Source organism: Azospirillum halopraeferens DSM 3675, assembly GCF_000429625.1.
Lineage (GTDB): Bacteria > Pseudomonadota > Alphaproteobacteria > Azospirillales > Azospirillaceae > Azospirillum > Azospirillum halopraeferens.
In genome coordinates this window covers 490,511-508,157 of the sequence record NZ_AUCF01000001.1, presented here as the reverse complement: position 1 = coordinate 508,157, position 17,647 = coordinate 490,511, and the positions used below count along the sequence as shown (strand labels likewise).

General features: G+C 67.7%; 15 protein-coding genes. 11 read left to right on the top strand and 4 right to left on the bottom strand.

The window, feature by feature from the left end; translation table 11 throughout:
- Window positions 1–136: 136 nt before the first annotated feature.
- The 3 genes from lptG (at window position 137) to pdxA (ending at window position 3,758) form a co-directional block, all read left to right on the top strand.
- Window positions 137–1,234: an LPS export ABC transporter permease LptG gene (gene lptG, locus G472_RS0102445; protein WP_029007095.1), complete on the top strand. Its 1,098-nt coding sequence runs from the start codon at window positions 137–139 to the stop codon at window positions 1,232–1,234.
- 77 nt (window positions 1,235–1,311) lie between these two features.
- Window positions 1,312–2,742 (top strand): peptidylprolyl isomerase, encoded by a 1,431-nt coding sequence (locus G472_RS0102440; RefSeq protein ID WP_029007094.1) that lies wholly within the window; start codon window positions 1,312–1,314, stop codon window positions 2,740–2,742.
- On the top strand, window positions 2,739–3,758 hold the full coding sequence (pdxA, locus tag G472_RS0102435) for a 4-hydroxythreonine-4-phosphate dehydrogenase PdxA (protein ID WP_029007093.1): 1,020 nt from the start codon (window positions 2,739–2,741) through the stop codon (window positions 3,756–3,758). Before G472_RS0102440 ends, pdxA begins: the two co-directional genes overlap by 4 nt.
- A gap of 4 nt (window positions 3,759–3,762) precedes the next feature.
- On the opposite strand, the gene G472_RS0102430 is transcribed toward pdxA, so the two are convergent.
- Entirely contained in the window at window positions 3,763–4,287 is a 525-nt protein-coding gene (locus G472_RS0102430; RefSeq protein WP_342667904.1) for a uracil-DNA glycosylase family protein, read from the bottom strand.
- Window positions 4,288–4,345: 58 nt separating this feature from the next.
- Window positions 4,346–4,924, bottom strand: coding sequence for a LabA-like NYN domain-containing protein (locus tag G472_RS30840; RefSeq protein ID WP_051340194.1), 579 nt, complete (start codon window positions 4,922–4,924; stop codon window positions 4,346–4,348).
- Between the two features lie 320 nt (window positions 4,925–5,244).
- Here G472_RS30840 and rpoZ point away from each other — a divergent pair, with 320 nt between their 5' ends.
- The 6 genes from rpoZ (at window position 5,245) to G472_RS0102395 (ending at window position 12,129) form a co-directional block, all read left to right on the top strand.
- Entirely contained in the window at window positions 5,245–5,697 is a 453-nt protein-coding gene (gene rpoZ, locus G472_RS0102420; RefSeq protein ID WP_029007091.1) for a DNA-directed RNA polymerase subunit omega, read from the top strand.
- A gap of 132 nt (window positions 5,698–5,829) precedes the next feature.
- The gene (locus G472_RS0102415) at window positions 5,830–7,995 is read left to right on the top strand and encodes a RelA/SpoT family protein (RefSeq protein ID WP_029007090.1); all 2,166 of its coding nucleotides are present in this window, start codon (window positions 5,830–5,832) and stop codon (window positions 7,993–7,995) included.
- Between the two features lie 102 nt (window positions 7,996–8,097).
- Window positions 8,098–9,648: a glutamine-hydrolyzing GMP synthase gene (guaA, locus tag G472_RS0102410; protein ID WP_029007089.1), complete on the top strand. Its 1,551-nt coding sequence runs from the start codon at window positions 8,098–8,100 to the stop codon at window positions 9,646–9,648.
- An 802-nt stretch (window positions 9,649–10,450) separates the two neighbouring features.
- Window positions 10,451–10,930, top strand: coding sequence for a MarR family winged helix-turn-helix transcriptional regulator (locus G472_RS0102405; RefSeq protein WP_084536382.1), 480 nt, complete (start codon window positions 10,451–10,453; stop codon window positions 10,928–10,930).
- 79 nt (window positions 10,931–11,009) lie between these two features.
- On the top strand, window positions 11,010–11,426 hold the full coding sequence (locus tag G472_RS0102400; protein ID WP_029007087.1) for a DUF6524 family protein: 417 nt from the start codon (window positions 11,010–11,012) through the stop codon (window positions 11,424–11,426).
- A 28-nt stretch (window positions 11,427–11,454) separates the two neighbouring features.
- Window positions 11,455–12,129, top strand: a complete 675-nt coding sequence (locus G472_RS0102395; RefSeq protein WP_029007086.1) for a phosphoribosyltransferase — start codon at window positions 11,455–11,457, stop codon at window positions 12,127–12,129.
- A 34-nt stretch (window positions 12,130–12,163) separates the two neighbouring features.
- Here the strand turns inward: G472_RS0102395 and G472_RS0102390 are convergent, their stop codons facing one another.
- Window positions 12,164–13,291, bottom strand: coding sequence for an alpha-D-ribose 1-methylphosphonate 5-triphosphate diphosphatase (locus tag G472_RS0102390; RefSeq protein WP_245593363.1), 1,128 nt, complete (start codon window positions 13,289–13,291; stop codon window positions 12,164–12,166).
- 601 nt (window positions 13,292–13,892) lie between these two features.
- Between G472_RS0102390 and G472_RS30835 the strand changes: the two genes are divergently transcribed.
- Together G472_RS30835 and G472_RS0102375 are read left to right on the top strand one after the other, a co-directional pair.
- Window positions 13,893–15,386 carry an ATP-binding protein gene (locus G472_RS30835; RefSeq protein ID WP_245593362.1) on the top strand — a complete coding sequence of 498 codons (1,494 nt, stop codon included), beginning with the start codon at window positions 13,893–13,895 and terminating at the stop codon, window positions 15,384–15,386.
- 519 nt (window positions 15,387–15,905) lie between these two features.
- Window positions 15,906–16,604, top strand: coding sequence for a LuxR C-terminal-related transcriptional regulator (locus G472_RS0102375; protein WP_029007084.1), 699 nt, complete (start codon window positions 15,906–15,908; stop codon window positions 16,602–16,604).
- A 102-nt stretch (window positions 16,605–16,706) separates the two neighbouring features.
- On the opposite strand, the gene G472_RS0102370 is transcribed toward G472_RS0102375, so the two are convergent.
- Window positions 16,707–17,363 (bottom strand): response regulator transcription factor, encoded by a 657-nt coding sequence (locus G472_RS0102370; RefSeq protein WP_035690905.1) that lies wholly within the window; start codon window positions 17,361–17,363, stop codon window positions 16,707–16,709.
- Window positions 17,364–17,647 lie beyond the last annotated feature (284 nt).

Here is a 17,647-nt window from a genome sequence, read left to right as displayed (position 1 = left end):
CCTTCGCATAAAGCCCTTCCGCCCCCGGCTGTCAAGGCGCACCCCGTTGGCAGCGGCCGGCACGGGTTGCCAGGGGGCGGCAGAGGGGTTACATAGCGGCCCAGCCGCGCTCGCCGGGCGCCGGAGGATCGAGGCCATGTATTCCTCTCCCACCCTGTCCCGCTACATCGGGCGGCAGTTCGTCCTGTGGTTCGGGCTGCTGCTGTTGATGCTGCTCGGCATCATCGTCCTGCTCGACGTGGTCGAACTGCTGCGCCGGGCCGCGAGCAAACCCAACATCTCGTTCGGGATGGTGGTGGAGATGGCGTTGCTGAAGCTGCCCGAGATCGGCCAGCAGATCTTCCCCTTCGTCATCCTGTTCGCCGCCATGTTCACCTTCTGGCGCCTGACGCGCAGCCACGAACTGGTGGTGGCGCGGGCGGTGGGGATCTCGGCCTGGCAGTTCCTGATGCCGGTCCTGCTGGCCGCGGCGTTGATCGGCGTCTTCAAGGTGACGGTGATCAACCCCCTGGGGGCGGTGTTCGTCGCCCGGTACGAGCAGATGGAGAACCGGTATCTGAAGATGCGGTCGTCGACGCTCGACGTCTCCAACACCGGGCTGTGGCTGCGCCAGGGCGGCGAGGACGGGCGCCAGTTCTTCATCCACGCGGACGCCGTGCAGCCGCAGACCTTCGAGCTGACCAAGGTGGTGGTGTTCGAATTCGACGCGGCCATGGAGTACCTGGCCCGCATCGACGCCCCCCGGGCCAGCCTGCTCAGCGGCCAATGGGAGCTGCGCGACGCGGTGATCAACCGGCCCCGCGACGATCCGGAGCGGGCGGCCAGCTACGTCATCTCCACCGAACTGGACCGCGCGACGATCGAGGAGAGCTTCGCGGCTCCGGAGACCATTTCCTTCTGGGCCCTGCCGCGCTTCATCGCGACCCTGGAAAGCACCGGCTTCCCGGCGGCACGCCACCGTCTGCACTATCAGTCCCTGCTGGCCCAGCCCCTGCTGTTCTGCTCGATGGTGCTGTTCGCCGCCGCCTTCTCGCTGCGTCTGCCGCGGCGCGGCGGCACCATGCTGATGGTGGCCGGCGGTGTCGTCACCGGTTTCGTTCTGTTCGTCATGAGCGACGTCATCAAGACATTCGGAATGTCCGAGACCATACCGGTGCCGATGGCCGCCTGGATGCCGACGGGAATCAGCCTTTTGTTGGGGATCGCCGCCTTGCTTCATCTCGAGGACGGCTGACGGGGACGCATGACCGGGTTGCAACTGTGGGCCCGGGGCCCTTATAAGAACGCGATTTCGGAAGTTCAGGAGCATCTATGCTGAACCTGCGTGCCGTCCGGTCCGTTTTTGCGCTGGCGACCGCGTGCGCGGTCGTGGCAGCCGGACCGTTGCCCGCCGCGGCCCAGTCGGCCAAGCCGGGCACCTCGGCGGCCGCACCGGCCCGTGCGCTGGAGGGCATCGCCGCCGTCGTCAACGACGATGCGGTGTCCATGTCCGACGTTCAGGCCCGTCTGCGCCTGTCCCTGCTGAACGCCGGCGTTTCCGAGACCGAGGAAACCCGCCAGCGCATCCTGCCGCAGGTGCTGCGCCAACTGGTGGACGAACGCCTCCAGCTTCAGGAGGCCAGGCGCCTGGGTGTCAGCGTCTCCGAACAGGAGATCGAGGAGGGCATCGCCCGCATCGCCGAACAGGTGCGCATGTCCCCGGCCGGGCTGAAGTCCTTCCTCCAGCAGCGCGGCGTGTCCATGTCGACACTGACCTATCAGGTGCGCGCCACGCTGGCCTGGCAGAAGGTCATGCAGCGCCGCATCCGTCAGGAAATCGCCGTCGGCGAGGAGGAGATCGACGCCGCCCTGGAGCGCCTGAAGGCCAACATCGGCAAGCCCGAATACCGGGTGGCCGAGATCTTCCTGTCCATCGACCGGCCCGAACAGGACGAGCAGGTCCGCCGCGCCGCCGAACGGCTGGTGGAGGAGATCCGGCGCGGCGGCAACTTCGCCGCGGTGGCCCGCCAGTTCTCCCAGTCGGCCGGCGCCGCCAACGGCGGCGACATCGGCTGGGTGCAGCCGGGCGAGATGTCGGACGAACTGGCGCAGGCGCTGTCGCAGATGCGGCCGGGCCAGATGTCGCCGCCCGTGCGCAGCGCCGGCGGCTATCACATCCTGTTCCTGCGCGACCGCCGTGCCATCGGCGCCGGCGCCACGGAGATGGAGCTGAACCCGCCGCCGCCGCCGCCGGTGCAGTCGCCCCCCAAGCCGGACCTGCGCCGCGCCACCGTGCAGATGAAGCAGATCGTCCTGCCGGCTCCCAACCCCGAGGCGGTCCCGGCCATCGCCAAACAGGCCGAGGAGATGCGCAAGGCCCTCAAGGGCTGCGCCGCCTTCGATGCCCGGGCCAGGGCCATCGGCAACGACGCGTCGGGCGACATGGGCACGCTGCGCGTGCGCGACATGCCGGGGCCGCTCCAGCAGTTGGTCGTCAACATTCCCATCGGTGAGCCGAGCCCGGTGCTGACCAGCGCCGCCGGCGCGGTGATCCTGATGGTGTGCAAGCGCGACGTGCCGATGATACCCGGCGAGGTGGTGCAGCCGCCGGCGCCGCCGCCGGTCAAGGTGGAGGCCGCTCCGGCCCGCATGCCCACCCGCGAGGAGATCCACAACGATCTGGTGGGCGAGCGGGCGGAACTGCTGTCGCGCCGCTACCTGCGCGACCTGCGCCGCGCGGCGTTCGTGGAGTACCGGGTGTGACGGCCGCGCCGCCCCTTGCCGTCACCATGGGTGAGCCGGCAGGGATCGGCGGCGACATCGTGCTGAGGGCCTGGGCGGCGCGACGGGAGGCCGGCGTGCCGCCGTTCTTCGTCATCGACGATCCCGCCCGCCTGGCCGCGCTGGCCGGCCGCATCGCCATCCCCGTGCCGCTGCGTGCCCTGGCCGAACCCGAAGAGGCCGCGGCGGTGTTCGACACCGCTCTGCCGGTGCTGCCGCTGCCGCTGCCGGCCCCGGTGGAGCCGGGGCGGCCCGATCCGGCCAACGGGGCCGCGGTCATTGCCGCCATCGACCGCGCCGTGGCGCTGGCGCAGGCCGGCCGCGCCGCGGCGGTGGTGACCTGCCCGATCCACAAGGCGGTGCTCTATGCCGCCGGCTTCCGGCACCCCGGCCATACGGAATACCTGGCCCATCTCGCCGGGTCGGCAGAGGAGCCGGTGATGATGCTGGCCGGCGGCGGCCTGCGGGCGGTGCCGGTGACCGTCCACGTCAGCCTGCGCCGTGCCGTGGAGACGCTGACCACCGACGGGATCGTTCATTGCGGCCGCGTGACGGCGGCCGCCCTGACGCGCGATTTCGGCGTCGCCCGCCCGCGCCTGGCGGTGGCCGCACTCAACCCCCACGCCGGGGAGGGCGGGGCCATGGGGCGGGAGGATCTGGACATCGTCGCCCCGGCCGTGGCCGCCCTGCGGGCGGAGGGCATCGACGCCGCGGGGCCGCTGCCCGCCGACACCATGTTCCATGCGGCGGCCCGTGCGCGCTACGACGCGGCCCTGTGCATGTACCACGACCAGGCGCTGATCCCGGTGAAGACGCTGGCCTTCGACAGCGGCGTCAACGTGACGCTGGGGCTGCCCTTCGTGCGGACCTCGCCTGACCACGGCACCGCCCTCGACATCGCGGGGACGGGGCGTGCCGATCCCGCCAGCCTGATCAGCGCCATGGTCATGGCGGCGGAGATGGCGGCAACGCGGGTGCGGGTGGCAACTCCGCGCTGATCGCCTAACCGACGATCTCCCGCACCCGCTCCAGCACCGCATCGAACATGTCCCGCGTGAGCCGCCCGGTGTGGGTGTTCTGCGGGCTGGGATGGTAGCAGTCGACCAGCACGGCACCGCCGGGTAGCGCGTGTTCGACGCCGTGGGTGAAGGGGCGGGGGCGGTGCGGCAGGCCCAGCGCCGCCAGCGTCGCATCGTGGGCGACGCGGCCCAGCGCCAGCACGGCGCGCATTGGCACCGGCCCGGAAAGTTCGGCGGCCAGGAAGGGACGGCAGGCGGCGACCTCGGCCGCCGTCGGACGGTTGGCCGGGGGCACGCAGCGCACGGCGTTGGTGATGCGGCACACCGCATCGCCGAGGGCGACGCGGGCCAGCCCGTCGCGCAGCCACAGGCCGGAGCGGTCGCCGACGAAGGGCACCCCGGTCCGGTTGGCGCCCTTCAGCGCCGGCGCCAGACCGACCACCAGCAAACGCGGCGCGCCGGTGCCGCAGGACGGCACCGGCGCGTTGTGGAAGCCGGGGAAGGCCACCCGATTCTGCGCCCGGAACGCGGCGAGCCGCGGGCAGCGGGCGCAATCGGCGGGCGGTTCAGAGATCGTCGTCGAACTCCCCCGCATCATCGGCGCGCGGTGCGCCGGTCGGCGGGCCGGACGGCGGTTCGCGGTGGTGGTGGATGCGGGCGATGTAGTTGGCCAGATCCTGGAGTTCGATGAAGGTGTCCGCCTGGCGGCGCAGTTCGTCAGCCACCATCGGGGGCTGGGACTTCACGGTGCTGACGACGCTGACGCGCACGCCCTTGCGCTGCACCGCCTCCACCAGACGCCGGAAATCGCCGTCGCCGGAGAACAGCAGGATGTGGTCGACATGATCGGCCATCTCCATGACGTCGATGGCCAGCTCGATGTCCATGTTCCCCTTGATCTTGCGCCGGCCCGACGCGTCGGTGAACTCCTTCGTCGGCTTGGTCACCATCGTATAGCCATTGTAGTCGAGCCAGTCGACCAGCGGCCGGATCGGCGAATACTCCTGATCTTCCACCAACGCAGTGTAGTAAAAGGCGCGGACAAGGCGTCCTTCCGCGGCAAACCCGTCGCGCAGTCGTTTGTAGTCGATGTCGAATCCGAGAGCCCTCGCCGCCGCGTAGAGATTCGCGCCGTCGATGAACATCGCGATGCGCTCTTCCTTATAAAAAAGTCTGCTGAGGTCTTTCGGCAATATGGAAGTGCGTTCCAATGGGGAATCCTTTCGTATGGGATTGGCACTATATCAGCGGGATGGCATCTATTCAGGGGCCGTCCTGATTGGAAAAATAAGGTGTGGGCTTGCCAGCGGCAAGAGGTTGACCTACCTCCGACGGAGCGGCCGGCGTCGTGATCGCGGGGCGGTATGTCGGCACGCGACCTTATGTCCCGCTCCCCTTTGTCCTTGATCGGGAAAAGGGCGGTCCATATAGTCTAAGCCCTCTTGGTATCCGGAGTTGGTGCGGCATGGCACGCGTTACCGTCGAAGATTGCGTCCTCAAGGTTCCCAACCGTTTCGACCTGGTCATGGTCGCGGCCCAGCGTGCGCGCGAGATCGCGTCCGGTGCACCGCTGTCGATCGACCGCGACAACGACAAGAACCCGGTGGTGGCACTGCGCGAGATCGCCGATGAAACCGTGTCGGTGGACGTGTTGCAGAACTCCCTGATCAAGGGCCACCAGAAGCGCGTCGAAGCCGAGGAGCCGGAGGAGGAGATCGTCGAGTTGATGGCTGGCGAGCATGGCTGGGCCGGCCAGGCCGACACCTCCCTGAGTGATGACGACGCCATGAGCGACGCCGAAGAGGTGGGCGAGGGCGAGGACCTGCTGTCGGACATGGACGGCGAGCCGGGCGAGGCCTTCGACATGACCGAGGACGACGTGGTGGGCGGCGACGCCGACCGGGACGTCGGTCCCTGACCCTTCGAACGGCGGGGGCTCCGGCCCCCTGCCGCGCCGGGCCCGGCGGCACCATCCATCAAGCACAGCCTTTTCAGACAAGCATAGCCTTGGCGACACCATTGGGGCGCGCATGGCGCCGGGTCGGGGCCGATGATCCGGCAATATGAACTCGTCGAACGCGTGAAGGCCTATGATCCCTCGGCCGACGAGGATCTGCTGAACCGCGCCTATGTGTTCTCGATGAAGGCCCACGGGTCACAGACCCGTGCTTCCGGCGATCCCTACTTCTCGCACCCGCTGGAAGTCGCGGGCATCCTCACCACCCTCAAGCTCGACGCGGCCACCATCGTGACGGCACTGCTGCACGATACGGTGGAGGACACCGTTGCCACGCTGGAGGATCTGGAGCGCCTGTTCGGCAAGGAGATCGCCCGCCTGGTCGACGGCGTCACCAAGCTGTCCCGGCTGGAAATGCATTCGGAGCAGGCCAAGCAGGCGGAGAACTTCCGCAAGCTGGTGCTGGCCATGTCGGAGGACATCCGCGTCCTCCTGGTCAAGCTGGCCGACCGCCTGCACAACATGCGCACGCTCCACCACCTGAAGAAGCCGGAGAAGCGCCGCCGCATTGCCCGCGAAACGCTGGAGATCTACGCGCCCCTGGCCGAGCGCATCGGCATGCACCAGGTGAAGGACGAACTGGAGGATCTGGCGTTCGCCGAGCTGAACCCGGACGCCCGCGACTCCATCCTGGCCCAGCTTGCCCGTTTGCGCTCCGAAGGCGAGGATCGGGTCGAGCGCATCATCGCCGAGCTGACGGCGATCATGAACGCCGAGGGACTGCCCGACGTCCAGATCACCGGCCGTGAGAAGACGCCTTATTCGATCTGGCGCAAGCTGCAGCTCAAGAACGTCAGCTTTGAGCAGCTCTCCGACATCATGGCCTTCCGTGTCGTCGTGGAGACGGTGGGGGAGTGCTATCAGGCGCTGGGCATCATCCACAGCCGCTACCCGGTGGTTCCCGGCCGCTTCAAGGACTACATCTCCACGCCCAAGCCCAACGGCTACAAGAGTCTGCACACCGGCGTCATCGGCCCGGAGCGCAACCGGATCGAGGTGCAGATCCGCACCCGCGAGATGCACGAGGTGTCGGAGCTGGGTGTTGCCGCCCACTGGGCCTACAAGCAGGGCCAGCCGCGCGAAGGCGCGCGGGAGTATCGCTGGCTGCGCGAGCTGCTGGACATCCTGGAGCACGCCCAGAAGCCCGAGGAGTTCCTGGAGCACACCAAGCTGGAACTGTTCCAGGACCAGGTCTTCTGCTTCACCCCCAAGGGCGACCTGATCGCCCTGCCGCGTGGCGCGACCCCGGTGGACTTCGCCTACGCCGTGCACTCGGAGGTCGGCGACCATTGCGTCGGCGCCAAGATCAACGGCCGCATGCTGCCGCTGCGCACCCAGTTGCAGAACGGTGACCAGGTCGAGATCGTCACCTCCAAGGCGCAATCGCCGGTGCCGGGGTGGGAGCGCTTCGTCGTCACCGGCAAGGCGCGGGCGCGCATCCGCAAGTTCCTGCGCACCCAGCAGCGCGCCCAGTACGTGGAACTGGGCCGCGCCATCCTCCAGCGCCAGTTCCGCCAGGAAGGCTACGACTTCACCGAAAAGGCGCTGGACGGCGTCATCCGCATCTTCCAGCAGCCCTCGGCCGAGGATCTGCTGGCCGCCGTGGGGTCCGGCCTGCATTCCGGCCGCGAGGTCTTCAACGCCGTCTTCCCCGGTCACAAGCAGCACGTTCAGCCGCCGCCGCGCGAGATTGAGGACCGAGCGGCCCTGCTGGTCAGGACCAAGCCGAAGGCCAAGGGCAAGGAAGCGCCGCTGCCGATCCGCGGCCTGATCCCCGGCATGGCGGTCCACTACGCGCGCTGCTGCCATCCCCTGCCGGGCGATCGCATCGTCGGTATCATCACCACCGGCAAGGGGGTGACGATCCACACCATCGACTGCGAGACGCTGGAGAGTTTCAACGACACCCCGGAGCGCTGGATCGATGTCGCCTGGGATGTCGGTGAAACGGTGGAGGAGCACGTCGGCCGCATCAACCTGGTGGTGGCCAACGAACCCGGCAGCCTCGGCACCCTGTCGACGGTGATCGGCAAGAACGGTGGCAACATCACCAACCTGAAGATCACCAGCCGCAACACCGATTTCTTCGAACTGCTGATCGACATCGACGTCAAGGACGCGAAGCACCTGACCAACATCATGGCGGCCCTGCGCGCCACACCGGTGATCAATTCCGTGGACCGCGCCCGCGGGCGGTAGTGCGGTGACGGCGGCGTGCCGCCTTTCCGCCGCGGTTCAAGGCCCTTGACCCGCGGCGGACGGAGGGGCAATAAGCACTCTTTGCAGCCCCAAGAGCCCGCCATGACCGCCGAACGCGTCCTCATTCTCGATTTCGGGTCCCAGTTCACGCAATTGATCGCCCGCCGCGTGCGCGAATCGGGTGTCTACTGCGAGATCCATCCTTTCAGCATGAGCGCCGATGCCATCCGCGCCTTTGCGGCGAAGGGCATCATCCTGTCCGGTGGCCCGGCCTCGGTGACCGAGGCCAACGCGCCGCGGGCGCCGGAGGTGGTGTTCGAACTGGGCGTGCCCGTGCTGGGCGTCTGCTACGGCCAGCAGACCATGTGCCAGCAGCTCGGCGGTACGGTCCGCGGGTCCGACCATCGGGAGTTCGGCCGTGCTTTCGTCGAGGTCAAGGAAACCTGCGCGCTGTTCGACGGGCTGTGGTCGACGGGAACGCGCGAGCAGGTGTGGATGAGCCATGGCGACCGCGTCACCGCGCTGCCCGACGGATTCCGCACGGTGGCGGTCAGCGACGGTGCACCGTTCGCCGCGATCGCCGACGACGCCCGCCAGTTCTATGGCGTGCAGTTCCATCCGGAGGTGGTGCACACCCCGCATGGCGCGCAGCTCCTGGCCAACTTCGTCCACCGGGTTGCCGGCTGCAAGGGCGACTGGACCATGGCGGCCTTCCGCCGCCAGGCGGTCGAGGCGATCCGTTCCCGGGTGGGGGCGGGCAAGGTGATCTGCGGCCTGTCCGGCGGTGTCGACTCCTCGGTGGCGGCGGTCCTGATCCACGAGGCGATCGGCGACCAGCTCACCTGCATCTTCGTGGACACCGGCCTCATGCGCGCCGGCGAAGCGGACGAGGTGGTGACCCTGTTCCGCGACCACTACAACATCCCGCTGATCCACGCCGACGCCGCCGATCTGTTCCTGGGCAAGCTGGCGGGGGTCACCGACCCCGAGCAGAAGCGCAAGATCATCGGCGCCACCTTCATCGAGGTGTTCGACGCCGAGGCCCACACCATCGGCGGGGCGGAGTTCCTGGCCCAGGGCACCCTCTATCCGGATGTGATCGAGAGCGTCTCCTTCACCGGCGGCCCCAGCGTGACCATCAAGTCGCACCACAACGTGGGCGGCCTGCCCGAGCGCATGAAGCTGAAGCTGGTGGAGCCGCTGCGCGAACTGTTCAAGGACGAGGTCCGCGCGCTCGGGCGTGAACTCGGCCTGCCCGAGGCGTTCGTGAAACGTCACCCGTTCCCCGGCCCCGGTCTGGCAATCCGCATTCCCGGCGAGATCACCCCGGAGAAGCTCGGCATCCTGCGCAAGGCCGACACCATCTATCTGGAGGAGATCCGCGCGGCCGGCTTGTATGACGCGATCTGGCAGGCCTTCGCGGTTCTGCTGCCGGTCCGCACGGTCGGCGTGATGGGCGACGAGCGGACCTACGACCATGTGCTGGCGTTGCGCGCGGTGACCTCCACCGACGGCATGACCGCCGACTGGTACCCGTTCCCGCACGAGTTCCTTGCCCGGGTGTCCAACCGGATCGTCAACGAAGTGCGCGGCGTCAACCGCGTGGTCTACGACGTGACGTCGAAGCCGCCCGGCACCATCGAGTGGGAATGATGCGGCCTCCGGCAGATCCGCAGGATCTGTTGGAAGCCGTCGAACCCGACAGATGAAGGCCGCAGGCCTTCATTGAAACGGGCATACGGTTGATGCCTTCAGGCGGAAACCGTACGATGCGGCCGGAGAGTGATCACCACTCTCCGGCGTCCGGCAGTGAACGCCAGCCGATCAATGCGATGCATTGATCGATAAGGTCATGCGGACGGCATCGTTCCGATGCCGTCCGTATAAGGCCCGAACCGGGTCATCCCGCAGCAGGGGCGTGGATCCCGACATTCAGCGGCCATTTGGCCCCGGTGCGGCCGCAGTTGATGACGGCGAATGCGCCGTCCCCGAGAACATGCGCAACGCTGTTTCGGGTTTTGCGGCGTGCCTCGCGCCATAGCGTGCTCCAACCATCGGGGCCGAATCCCTCCATCGTGACCGTTCCCGGAATCGGCATCCGCCGCGGCCGGCAGCCGGCAGCAATGCCCTTGTTCGGCTTGTGGAGAATTACGATATTTTGAAACGCAAGTAATGAAATTAAATTTCTCGCGTGTGTTCGAATTGATCTGCCATTGATTGTGTTCGAGCATGTTTGCGAAGAGACTTCGTATCATTTGTTCAAGTGCGATGCTGGTGTTCATTTGGTCTTGACCGGACCTTCACGCTGTGATGTCTTGAACAATCGTCGATAGAATGAAAAGCGAACGGACATGTTGAGGTTGGCGTATCGGGCAATCGGCTCAACAGCCCGCCCCTGCATTCCGGGGCCGGAGCGTGCAATGCGCGCATCCGCCGCGCAGCGTCGGAGCGTCGAATGAACGATGCCGCCCCGTCGTCGGAGCAGGCCGGGACCGAGCAGGTCAACATCACGGGTCTGCCCGCGGAATTCGTCCTGGCGGAACGCATCCAGTACCGGCTGCGCCGCGTGCTCCAGCGCTCCGGCGCGATCTTCAACGACTGCCTCGGACAGGAGCAGTTGACGACCACCCAGTGGGCCATCCTGCTGACCCTGAACACCGAGGGGCCCCTGTCGCAGGTGCGGTTGGGGCGGCTGACCTCCATCGACCCCGCGACGACGCAGGGTGTGGTGATGCGCCTGATCGAACGTGATCTGGTTGAACGCCATACGGATCCACGGGACCGGCGCCGCAAGAGCGTGCGCCTGTCCGACAGCGGTGCAGCCCTGGTGGCCGGCTTGCTGCCACGGGTGGCGGAAGCGCACGCGCGCATCATGGAACCCCTGTCTGCGCAGGATCGGGATCACCTGCTGAGTCTTCTCGAACGGCTGAGCTGACGCCGGCGCCGCGAAATGGCGCTGGAATCCTCCCGTACCGTTGCATTACACCTCCACCGGTACAGGGGGAGGGGCGTTCATGGCCGCAGCAGCCGGAAGGTTCAAGCTGTCGGATTTCATCATCCGCTGGCTGTTCCTTTTCGCCATGATCACGGCGACGTACAACCCCACGGGCTACTCCTACGTCGACTGGCTGTTCGCCGCCGATACGACCTACCTTGCCGTCAAGCTCTTCATCGGGATGACACTGATCATCCTTTATGGCTTCATCCTGGGCATGGCCGGCCGGGCGTTGAAGGGCATGGGAGTCTTCCTGGCCATCCTGTTCTTCGCGTCCCTGACCTGGGCACTGGAGAGCCAGGACCTGTTGCCGGGCACCCGGCTGGGGCTTATGCTGCTGATCCAGGCGTTTCTTGCGGCAACGCTGGCGGCCGGCCTGTCGCTGGCCATCCTTCGCCAGAATGTCGCTGGCCACACCACCTACGCCGAGAAGTAGTCGAGGGAGACCGGACGGGGAGGCGACCATGGTCGCAAACCGTGACCGATACACCGACCGGCGGGATGCCGGCCGCCGATTGGTACCGCTCCTGTCCGGTTACGGCGGGGGCGACGGTGTCGTCGTACTTGCCCTGGCCCGGGGCGGTCTCGGCGTCGGTGTCGAGGTGGCGAAGGGACTGGGCTGCCCGATGGACCCCCTGTTCGTGCGCAAGATCGGCGTGCCCGGGCACGAGGAACTGGCGGCCGGTGCCGTCGTTGACGGCCCGACGCCGGAGACGGTGACAAACCCGGAGGTGTGCCGCCTGGCCCGCGTGAGCGAGGCTTACATCACGGCGGAGGCGGAACGGCAACTGGCGGAGATCGCCCGGCGCCGGCGCCTCTACATGGGCGAGCACCCGCCGCTTGCCGTCGCGGGACGGACCGCCATCGTGGTGGACGACGGCATCGCCACCGGGGCCAGCATGCGCGCCGCCCTCCGGGCGGTGCGGCGGGCCGGGCCGGCGGTGCTGGTGATGGCCGTCCCCGTGGGCGCTCCCGACACGCTCGAGGCGCTGGCGGGAAGCGTCGACGCCGTCGTCTGCCCCCTGCGGCCCGACGATTTCGGCGCCGTCGGCGTCTACTACGCCGACTTCCACCAGGTGGAGGACGCAGAGGTGATCGCCCTGCTGGACGAGGCCAACCGGGCCGTCGGACGCTGGTGAGGACGGCCCGGCGGGAGCGTGTCGGCCGTCGCCGTCAGGCCCGGCGCTCGCCCGCGCACCATACCGCGCGCACCAGCGGATGGCCGCGCACGCTGCCAACCCGCACCACGTCGGCGCGCAGCCCCGGGGCCAGCGAACCGCGGTCGTCGAGCCCCAGCACGGCCGCCGGGATCGCCGAGACCGTGGCGAGGGCCCGGTGCAACGGGTGGCCCAGGGCGGTGTGCAGTCGGAACGCGGCCTCCAGCAGGCTGCCGGGGACGTAATCGGACGACAGGGCATCCAGCAGGCCGGCCGCGGCCAGATCCGCCGCCGCCACGTTGCCGGAGTGGGAGCCGCCGCGCACCAGGTTGGGTGCCCCCATGACGACGCACAGGCCGGCGCGGTGGGCCGCCTCGGCGGCGGTGCGCGTCGTGGGAAACTCCGCGATGCGGATGCCGTCGGCGACGGCCTCCGCCACATGCTCGGGCGTGGCGTCGTCGTGGCTGGCCATCGCGATGCCGCGGCGCCGGCAATGGGCGGCCAGGGCCAGCCGATGGGCGGCGCCGAAGCGCGCTTGCGCCTCCACCCGCCCGGCCACCAGCCGCGGCACCTCCGCCTCCGCCCACCCCTCGGCCACCAGCAGACGGCGGTAGACCGTCAGGTCGGTCCACTGGCGCTGCCCGGGCGTGTGATCCATCAGCGACACGAGGCGCAGCAGCGGATCGTCGGCGAAGGGTGCGAAGAGGTCGAGCACGTCGGGGTCCGCCACCTCGCACCGCAGGTGCAGAGCGTGGTCGGCCCGCAGCAAGCCCTCGTCGCGCGCGGTGCGGATGGCCTCGACGGAAGCGTCCAGGATGGCGCGCCGGCCGCCGCCGTCACGGTGTTCCCCGACGCACACCGCGTCGAGAACGGTGGTGATGCCCGCCGCCACGATCTGCGCGTCGTGGGCCAGCACCGCGGTCAGCGGTGCCGGCCAGACCACTCCCGGACGCGGCATCAGGTGCCGTTCCAGGTTGTCGGTGTGCAGTTCCACCAGACCCGGCACGAGGTGGTCGCCGTCCAGGTCGACCGCGCCGGCCAGGTGCGAGCGGCCATCGTCCACAGCGGCGATGCGCCCCCGGCGGACGACCAGCGTGCCGGTGAACACCCCGTCGGCACCGACGATGCGGGCGTTGGTGAGCACGAGTTCCGGAATCCCGTTCGCCGCAGCGGGGAACGGAATCGCAGAGCGTGGAACGAAGTGCGAACTTTGCGGTTGCTGTTCGCTGCTTGTTCTGGCACTGTTCCAATCAGCCCCGGGGAGAACCGCATTCGACGGAACAGACGACGGACGGGAGATCGCCATGACGGTCCTGAAATTCCTGAGCGAGGTCGCGACGCTGATCGCGTTGATGGTCACCCTGTATGCCTGGACCCTGGTCGGTCACGCGTTGGGGCAGTAAGCGTAGGCGGGACGGCGTCCCAACCGCGGCGCAGACGTTCGCGTCGTCCTGATGTTGGCGCCCACGACGCCGGAGTCAGGCGGAGCGAACGGGTTAACGTGGTTCCCCCGCCGCATCACCGGCCGGACGCACCCCCGGGGGGAGGGGGGCCCCGCGTCCGTATAGTATCCGAAATCCCGGGGAGTTGGCGTCACCTTCATGCCCTACATGGAGGGGGTGGCGGCGGCTCCGTGGATCGGCGCGGGTGATGTCCCGTGCGCCGGGTCACGGCAGGCCGCCGCCGCTGGTTCAGACGGCCCTGAGGCGCAAGCGATGCGGAACTTCTTTCGGAAGCGGCGTGGCGTGGACACACCGGAACATGACGCCGCTGCGGCGACCATCCGGCCGGATGCGGCCGGGCGCGGTGAGGCACGGTCCGACGCCGCCGCGCGGGCGACGGCTGCCGCCGCCGTGGCGGCCGCCCGCCTGACCGCACCCGCGGCACCGTCGCGGCTGCGTCCGGTGCCGGCCGCCGGTCCGGAACGCCGCGCGCCGGTTGCGCCGGCGCTGCCGCCGGCTGCGGCTGCTCCCCCCGCCGGCGACGCGGTCGACCTGCCGCGCTTCGCGTTTCCGGTTTCCAGCGCGCTGAAGCCGCAGCGCGGCGGTGAAGCGGCGCTGCTGACCGGCCTGACGCCGGAGGTCAACGGCATCCTGCGCGAGGCCTTCACGCCGACGCGCCCCAAGAAGCAGCTCAATTCCCTGTTCGTCGGCCGCAACGCCACCCTGAAGCGGATCATCTCCGCAGTGGAGGAGGAGCGGGCGCACGTCATTCTGTTCGGCGACCGCGGGCGCGGCAAGACCTCGCTGTCCAACGCCATCGAACAGATCGCCGCCCAGGCCGGCTATCTCGCGATCAAGATGACGTGCAGCGGCGAACTCACGTTCGAGGACATCTTCCGCCACGTCCTGAAGCGTATCCCGTCGACCTATTACCGCTCCGGCTCCGACAGCCCGTTCGCATCCCGGCGCACCTTTAACAGCTTCGCCGAGTTGCTGCCCGAGGGCACCTTCAGCGTGACGGAGCTGAACGATGTCCTGGAAACCATCCAGAACACCCATGTGCTGCTGATCCTCGACGAGTACGATCGGGTGACCGACGAGGATTTCCGCAACAAGCTGGCGGAGCTGTTCAAGAACCTGACGGACAGCTCCATCCCCATGACGCTGATGGTCGTCGGCGTGGCGGAGAATCTCGACCAGCTCCTGGGCAAGCATCCGTCGATCCAGCGATCCCTGGTGCCGGTCCACCTGCCCCTGATGAGCGACGAGGAGATCGAACGGCTGATCCATGCGGGCGCGGAGAACGCCGGTCTGTCCTTTGCCGCCGACGCCGTGCGGCGAATCGCCGACTTCGCCCGCGGTCTGCCGTACTATGCGCAACTCCTCGGACTGCATTCGGCGCGCAGCGCCTTCAGCCGCGGGGCGCGCGACGTCGGGCGCGAGGACCTGGCCTACGCCGTCAGCCGCTGCTTGCAGGAGGCGGAACGGGGCATTGTCGAGTCCTACAACCGGGCGCTGGCCGGGCGCCGCCGCGACACCCTGGAGGACGTCCTGCACGCCGCCGCCCTGTGCCCGGCGGACGCCTATGGCGCCTTCGACCCGGCGGACATGACCGGTCCGGACGGTGCCGCACCGGGCCGCGACGTTGCCGAACTGCTGGAGCGCCTGACCGGCGATGACCACGGCGCCGTGCTTGTGGCGATGCCCGAACCCGGCCGTATCCGCTACCGCTTCCGCAATCAGATGGCCCGCCAGTACGTGCTGATGCGCATTGCCGAGGAGCGCGGCGCGATCTGATACGCGCTGAACCGGAAGGCGCCCTTACGGACCATCTTCCTGTTCCGGATGATCAGCCGGCCACCGCGGTAACATGCGGTGGCCGGTTTGCACGCATCCGACGAAGGTCATGCCGCGGGACCGTGCCTTCCGGCACCGAACCCTCGCCGGCCACAGTCCGGGCTGCCCGGGGGACGTACCTCGGCGTGCAGTCGCTTCCTTTCCTTAGCCAATGGTGTTGAAATTCTGCGATAAAGGGGAAGGTTTTCTCAAAATAAGTCACGCGAAAGTCACCGGAGTACTCTTCAAGAAAACCCTTATGGCCTTTCAAGAGGACAACGCGGATCGCATATGTCCAATGCGTTCTGTTGTTAACACCACAGAGAGGTATCGGCGAAAGCGTCCCGGGGGTAAGCTCCCCCTAAATAACGGCACGAACCTGCCGGACGAGAGGCGCAATCGGGAAATCCGTAAATCGTTGAGGCTAAGAGCAGACTCACCTTTCTTGCAGCAATTGTCGGTATACCGCGGGAGCAGACGATGGAACCAGTTCGTGCCTTCCTGATCGACTCGAATAAGTTGTTCCGCGAAGGATTGAAGCGGCTTCTGGACGATTCGCCGTTCCAGATCGTGTCGGAAGCCGGCAACCTGCGCGAAGCGGTCGGCATCGTCGAAGGCGGCTTGCATCCGCAACTCGTCCTGCTCGACCTTGCCAATGGCGGCGACGAGGAGGCGGAAGGCATGCGGCGGTTGCGCGCCCTTTTGCCCAAGACGCGGCTGGTGATCCTGACCAGCGAGCTGTGCACCCGGCGTCTCGCCAACGCCCTGGAGGCCGGTGCCGACGGCTACCTCATGAAGGACCTGTCGTCGGACGCGCTGGCCCAGTCGCTCAAGCTGGTGATGATGGGCGAGAAGGTGTTCCCGACGCACCTGGCGGCGCTGCTCATCAGCGGCCGGGTGAACGGCAACGGGGCCGAGATGCCGGTGTCGCGCAAAGGGCTGTCGCAACGCGAGGTGCAGATCCTGCGCTGTCTGCTGAACGGCGACTCCAACAAGATGATCGCCAATCATCTGAACATCACCGAGGCGACCGTGAAGGTCCACCTCAAGAGCCTGCTGCGCAAGATCAACGCTTCCAACCGCACCCAGGCGGCGATCTGGGCCCTGAACAACGGTATCGGCGGAGAACTCGCCGGAGCGTCCGCCGCCACCGGTGGAGCCGCCGTCGCCCAACAGTGATGACTCGGGCACGGCCCGACGCCGTCGCCGGCCCCGGATCCGATACGAAGCCGCACCGGCCTTCCGGTGCGGCTTTTTCGTATCGGGGTCCCGGCGATGCGCTCAGGTGCCCGTGCGGTCGAGTGGCCGGGCGTCGCCGCGGCGGGCGTTCAGCAGGGCGCCGTGCTGGCGGGCGGCGAAGACACCGGCCTCGGTGCGGTTGCGGAAATGCAGCTTGGACAGGACGCTGCGCACCAGCGATTTGATGATGGCCTCGGACAGATCGAGCCGGCCGGCAATGGTGCGGTTGTTCATCCCCTCGCCCAGCAGACGCAGGGTTTCGAACTCGGGTTCGGACAGACGGGGCAACAGCGTCAGGCGGATTTCGTCCACGCCGAGTCGCGACAGGAACTGCCGGGGCATCAGGCAGTGGCCTTCAAGCCCCAGTTCCACAAGTTCATTGATACGGTCGACGTTGATGTCCTCGAACACCCAGGCGTCAGCGAACGCCAGGATGTGCGCGGCGTCCAGCAGTTCCCGCGACGACAGCACGACGATGATGCGTGAGCGGCGCGACAGCCGCAGGTACACCATCGGCTCGTTCTCGCGCAGCGCCGTGAACTGCTGCAACCCGATCAGGATCGCGTCCGGCGTCATCGTGCTCTGGGTGAGTTCGGCGATGTCGTGGAACACGGTCACGCGATGCCGCCCGGCGCCTTCCAGCGCCGTAACCACCGTTTCCGTTAGGGCGTCGTTGTCCAGAATCAGGCAGACGTGCATGGCGGTCACCGGGGTGTTGCTGGGCGGGTGCAGTGCTCTTTCCGTTGCGTACTCATGGTGCATGTGCATTGGGTCAGCTCTGGCTTTCCTTGGGCGTCCACGGCTGGCCCGCGGGGGGCAGCGGCGTTCTCTGGGGTCCGGCCTCTTTGTGTTAGCGATTTCGCATAAACGTTCATTCAACCTTCTGTCTCGTCCGATTAAAAACTGCAAAAAAACTTGACAGTGTCATCTTCAGTTTATAAATTCACCGCTGATACTGTAAATCAAACGATAGCTTATCATTC

Coding starts and splice junctions, on each gene's coding strand:
- lptG (WP_029007095.1), top strand. CDS start 137: ATGTATTCCTCTCCCACCCTGTCCCGCTACATCGGGCGGCAGTTCGTC.
- G472_RS0102440 (WP_029007094.1), top strand. CDS start 1,312: ATGCTGAACCTGCGTGCCGTCCGGTCCGTTTTTGCGCTGGCGACCGCG.
- G472_RS30840 (WP_051340194.1), bottom strand. CDS start 4,924: ATGTTCATCGACGGCGCGAATCTCTACGCGGCGGCGAGGGCTCTCGGA.
- rpoZ (WP_029007091.1), top strand. CDS start 5,245: ATGGCACGCGTTACCGTCGAAGATTGCGTCCTCAAGGTTCCCAACCGT.
- G472_RS0102415 (WP_029007090.1), top strand. CDS start 5,830: ATGATCCGGCAATATGAACTCGTCGAACGCGTGAAGGCCTATGATCCC.
- guaA (WP_029007089.1), top strand. CDS start 8,098: ATGACCGCCGAACGCGTCCTCATTCTCGATTTCGGGTCCCAGTTCACG.
- G472_RS0102405 (WP_084536382.1), top strand. CDS start 10,451: ATGAACGATGCCGCCCCGTCGTCGGAGCAGGCCGGGACCGAGCAGGTC.
- G472_RS0102400 (WP_029007087.1), top strand. CDS start 11,010: ATGGCCGCAGCAGCCGGAAGGTTCAAGCTGTCGGATTTCATCATCCGC.
- G472_RS0102395 (WP_029007086.1), top strand. CDS start 11,455: ATGGTCGCAAACCGTGACCGATACACCGACCGGCGGGATGCCGGCCGC.
- G472_RS0102375 (WP_029007084.1), top strand. CDS start 15,906: ATGGAACCAGTTCGTGCCTTCCTGATCGACTCGAATAAGTTGTTCCGC.
- G472_RS0102370 (WP_035690905.1), bottom strand. CDS start 17,363: ATGCACGTCTGCCTGATTCTGGACAACGACGCCCTAACGGAAACGGTG.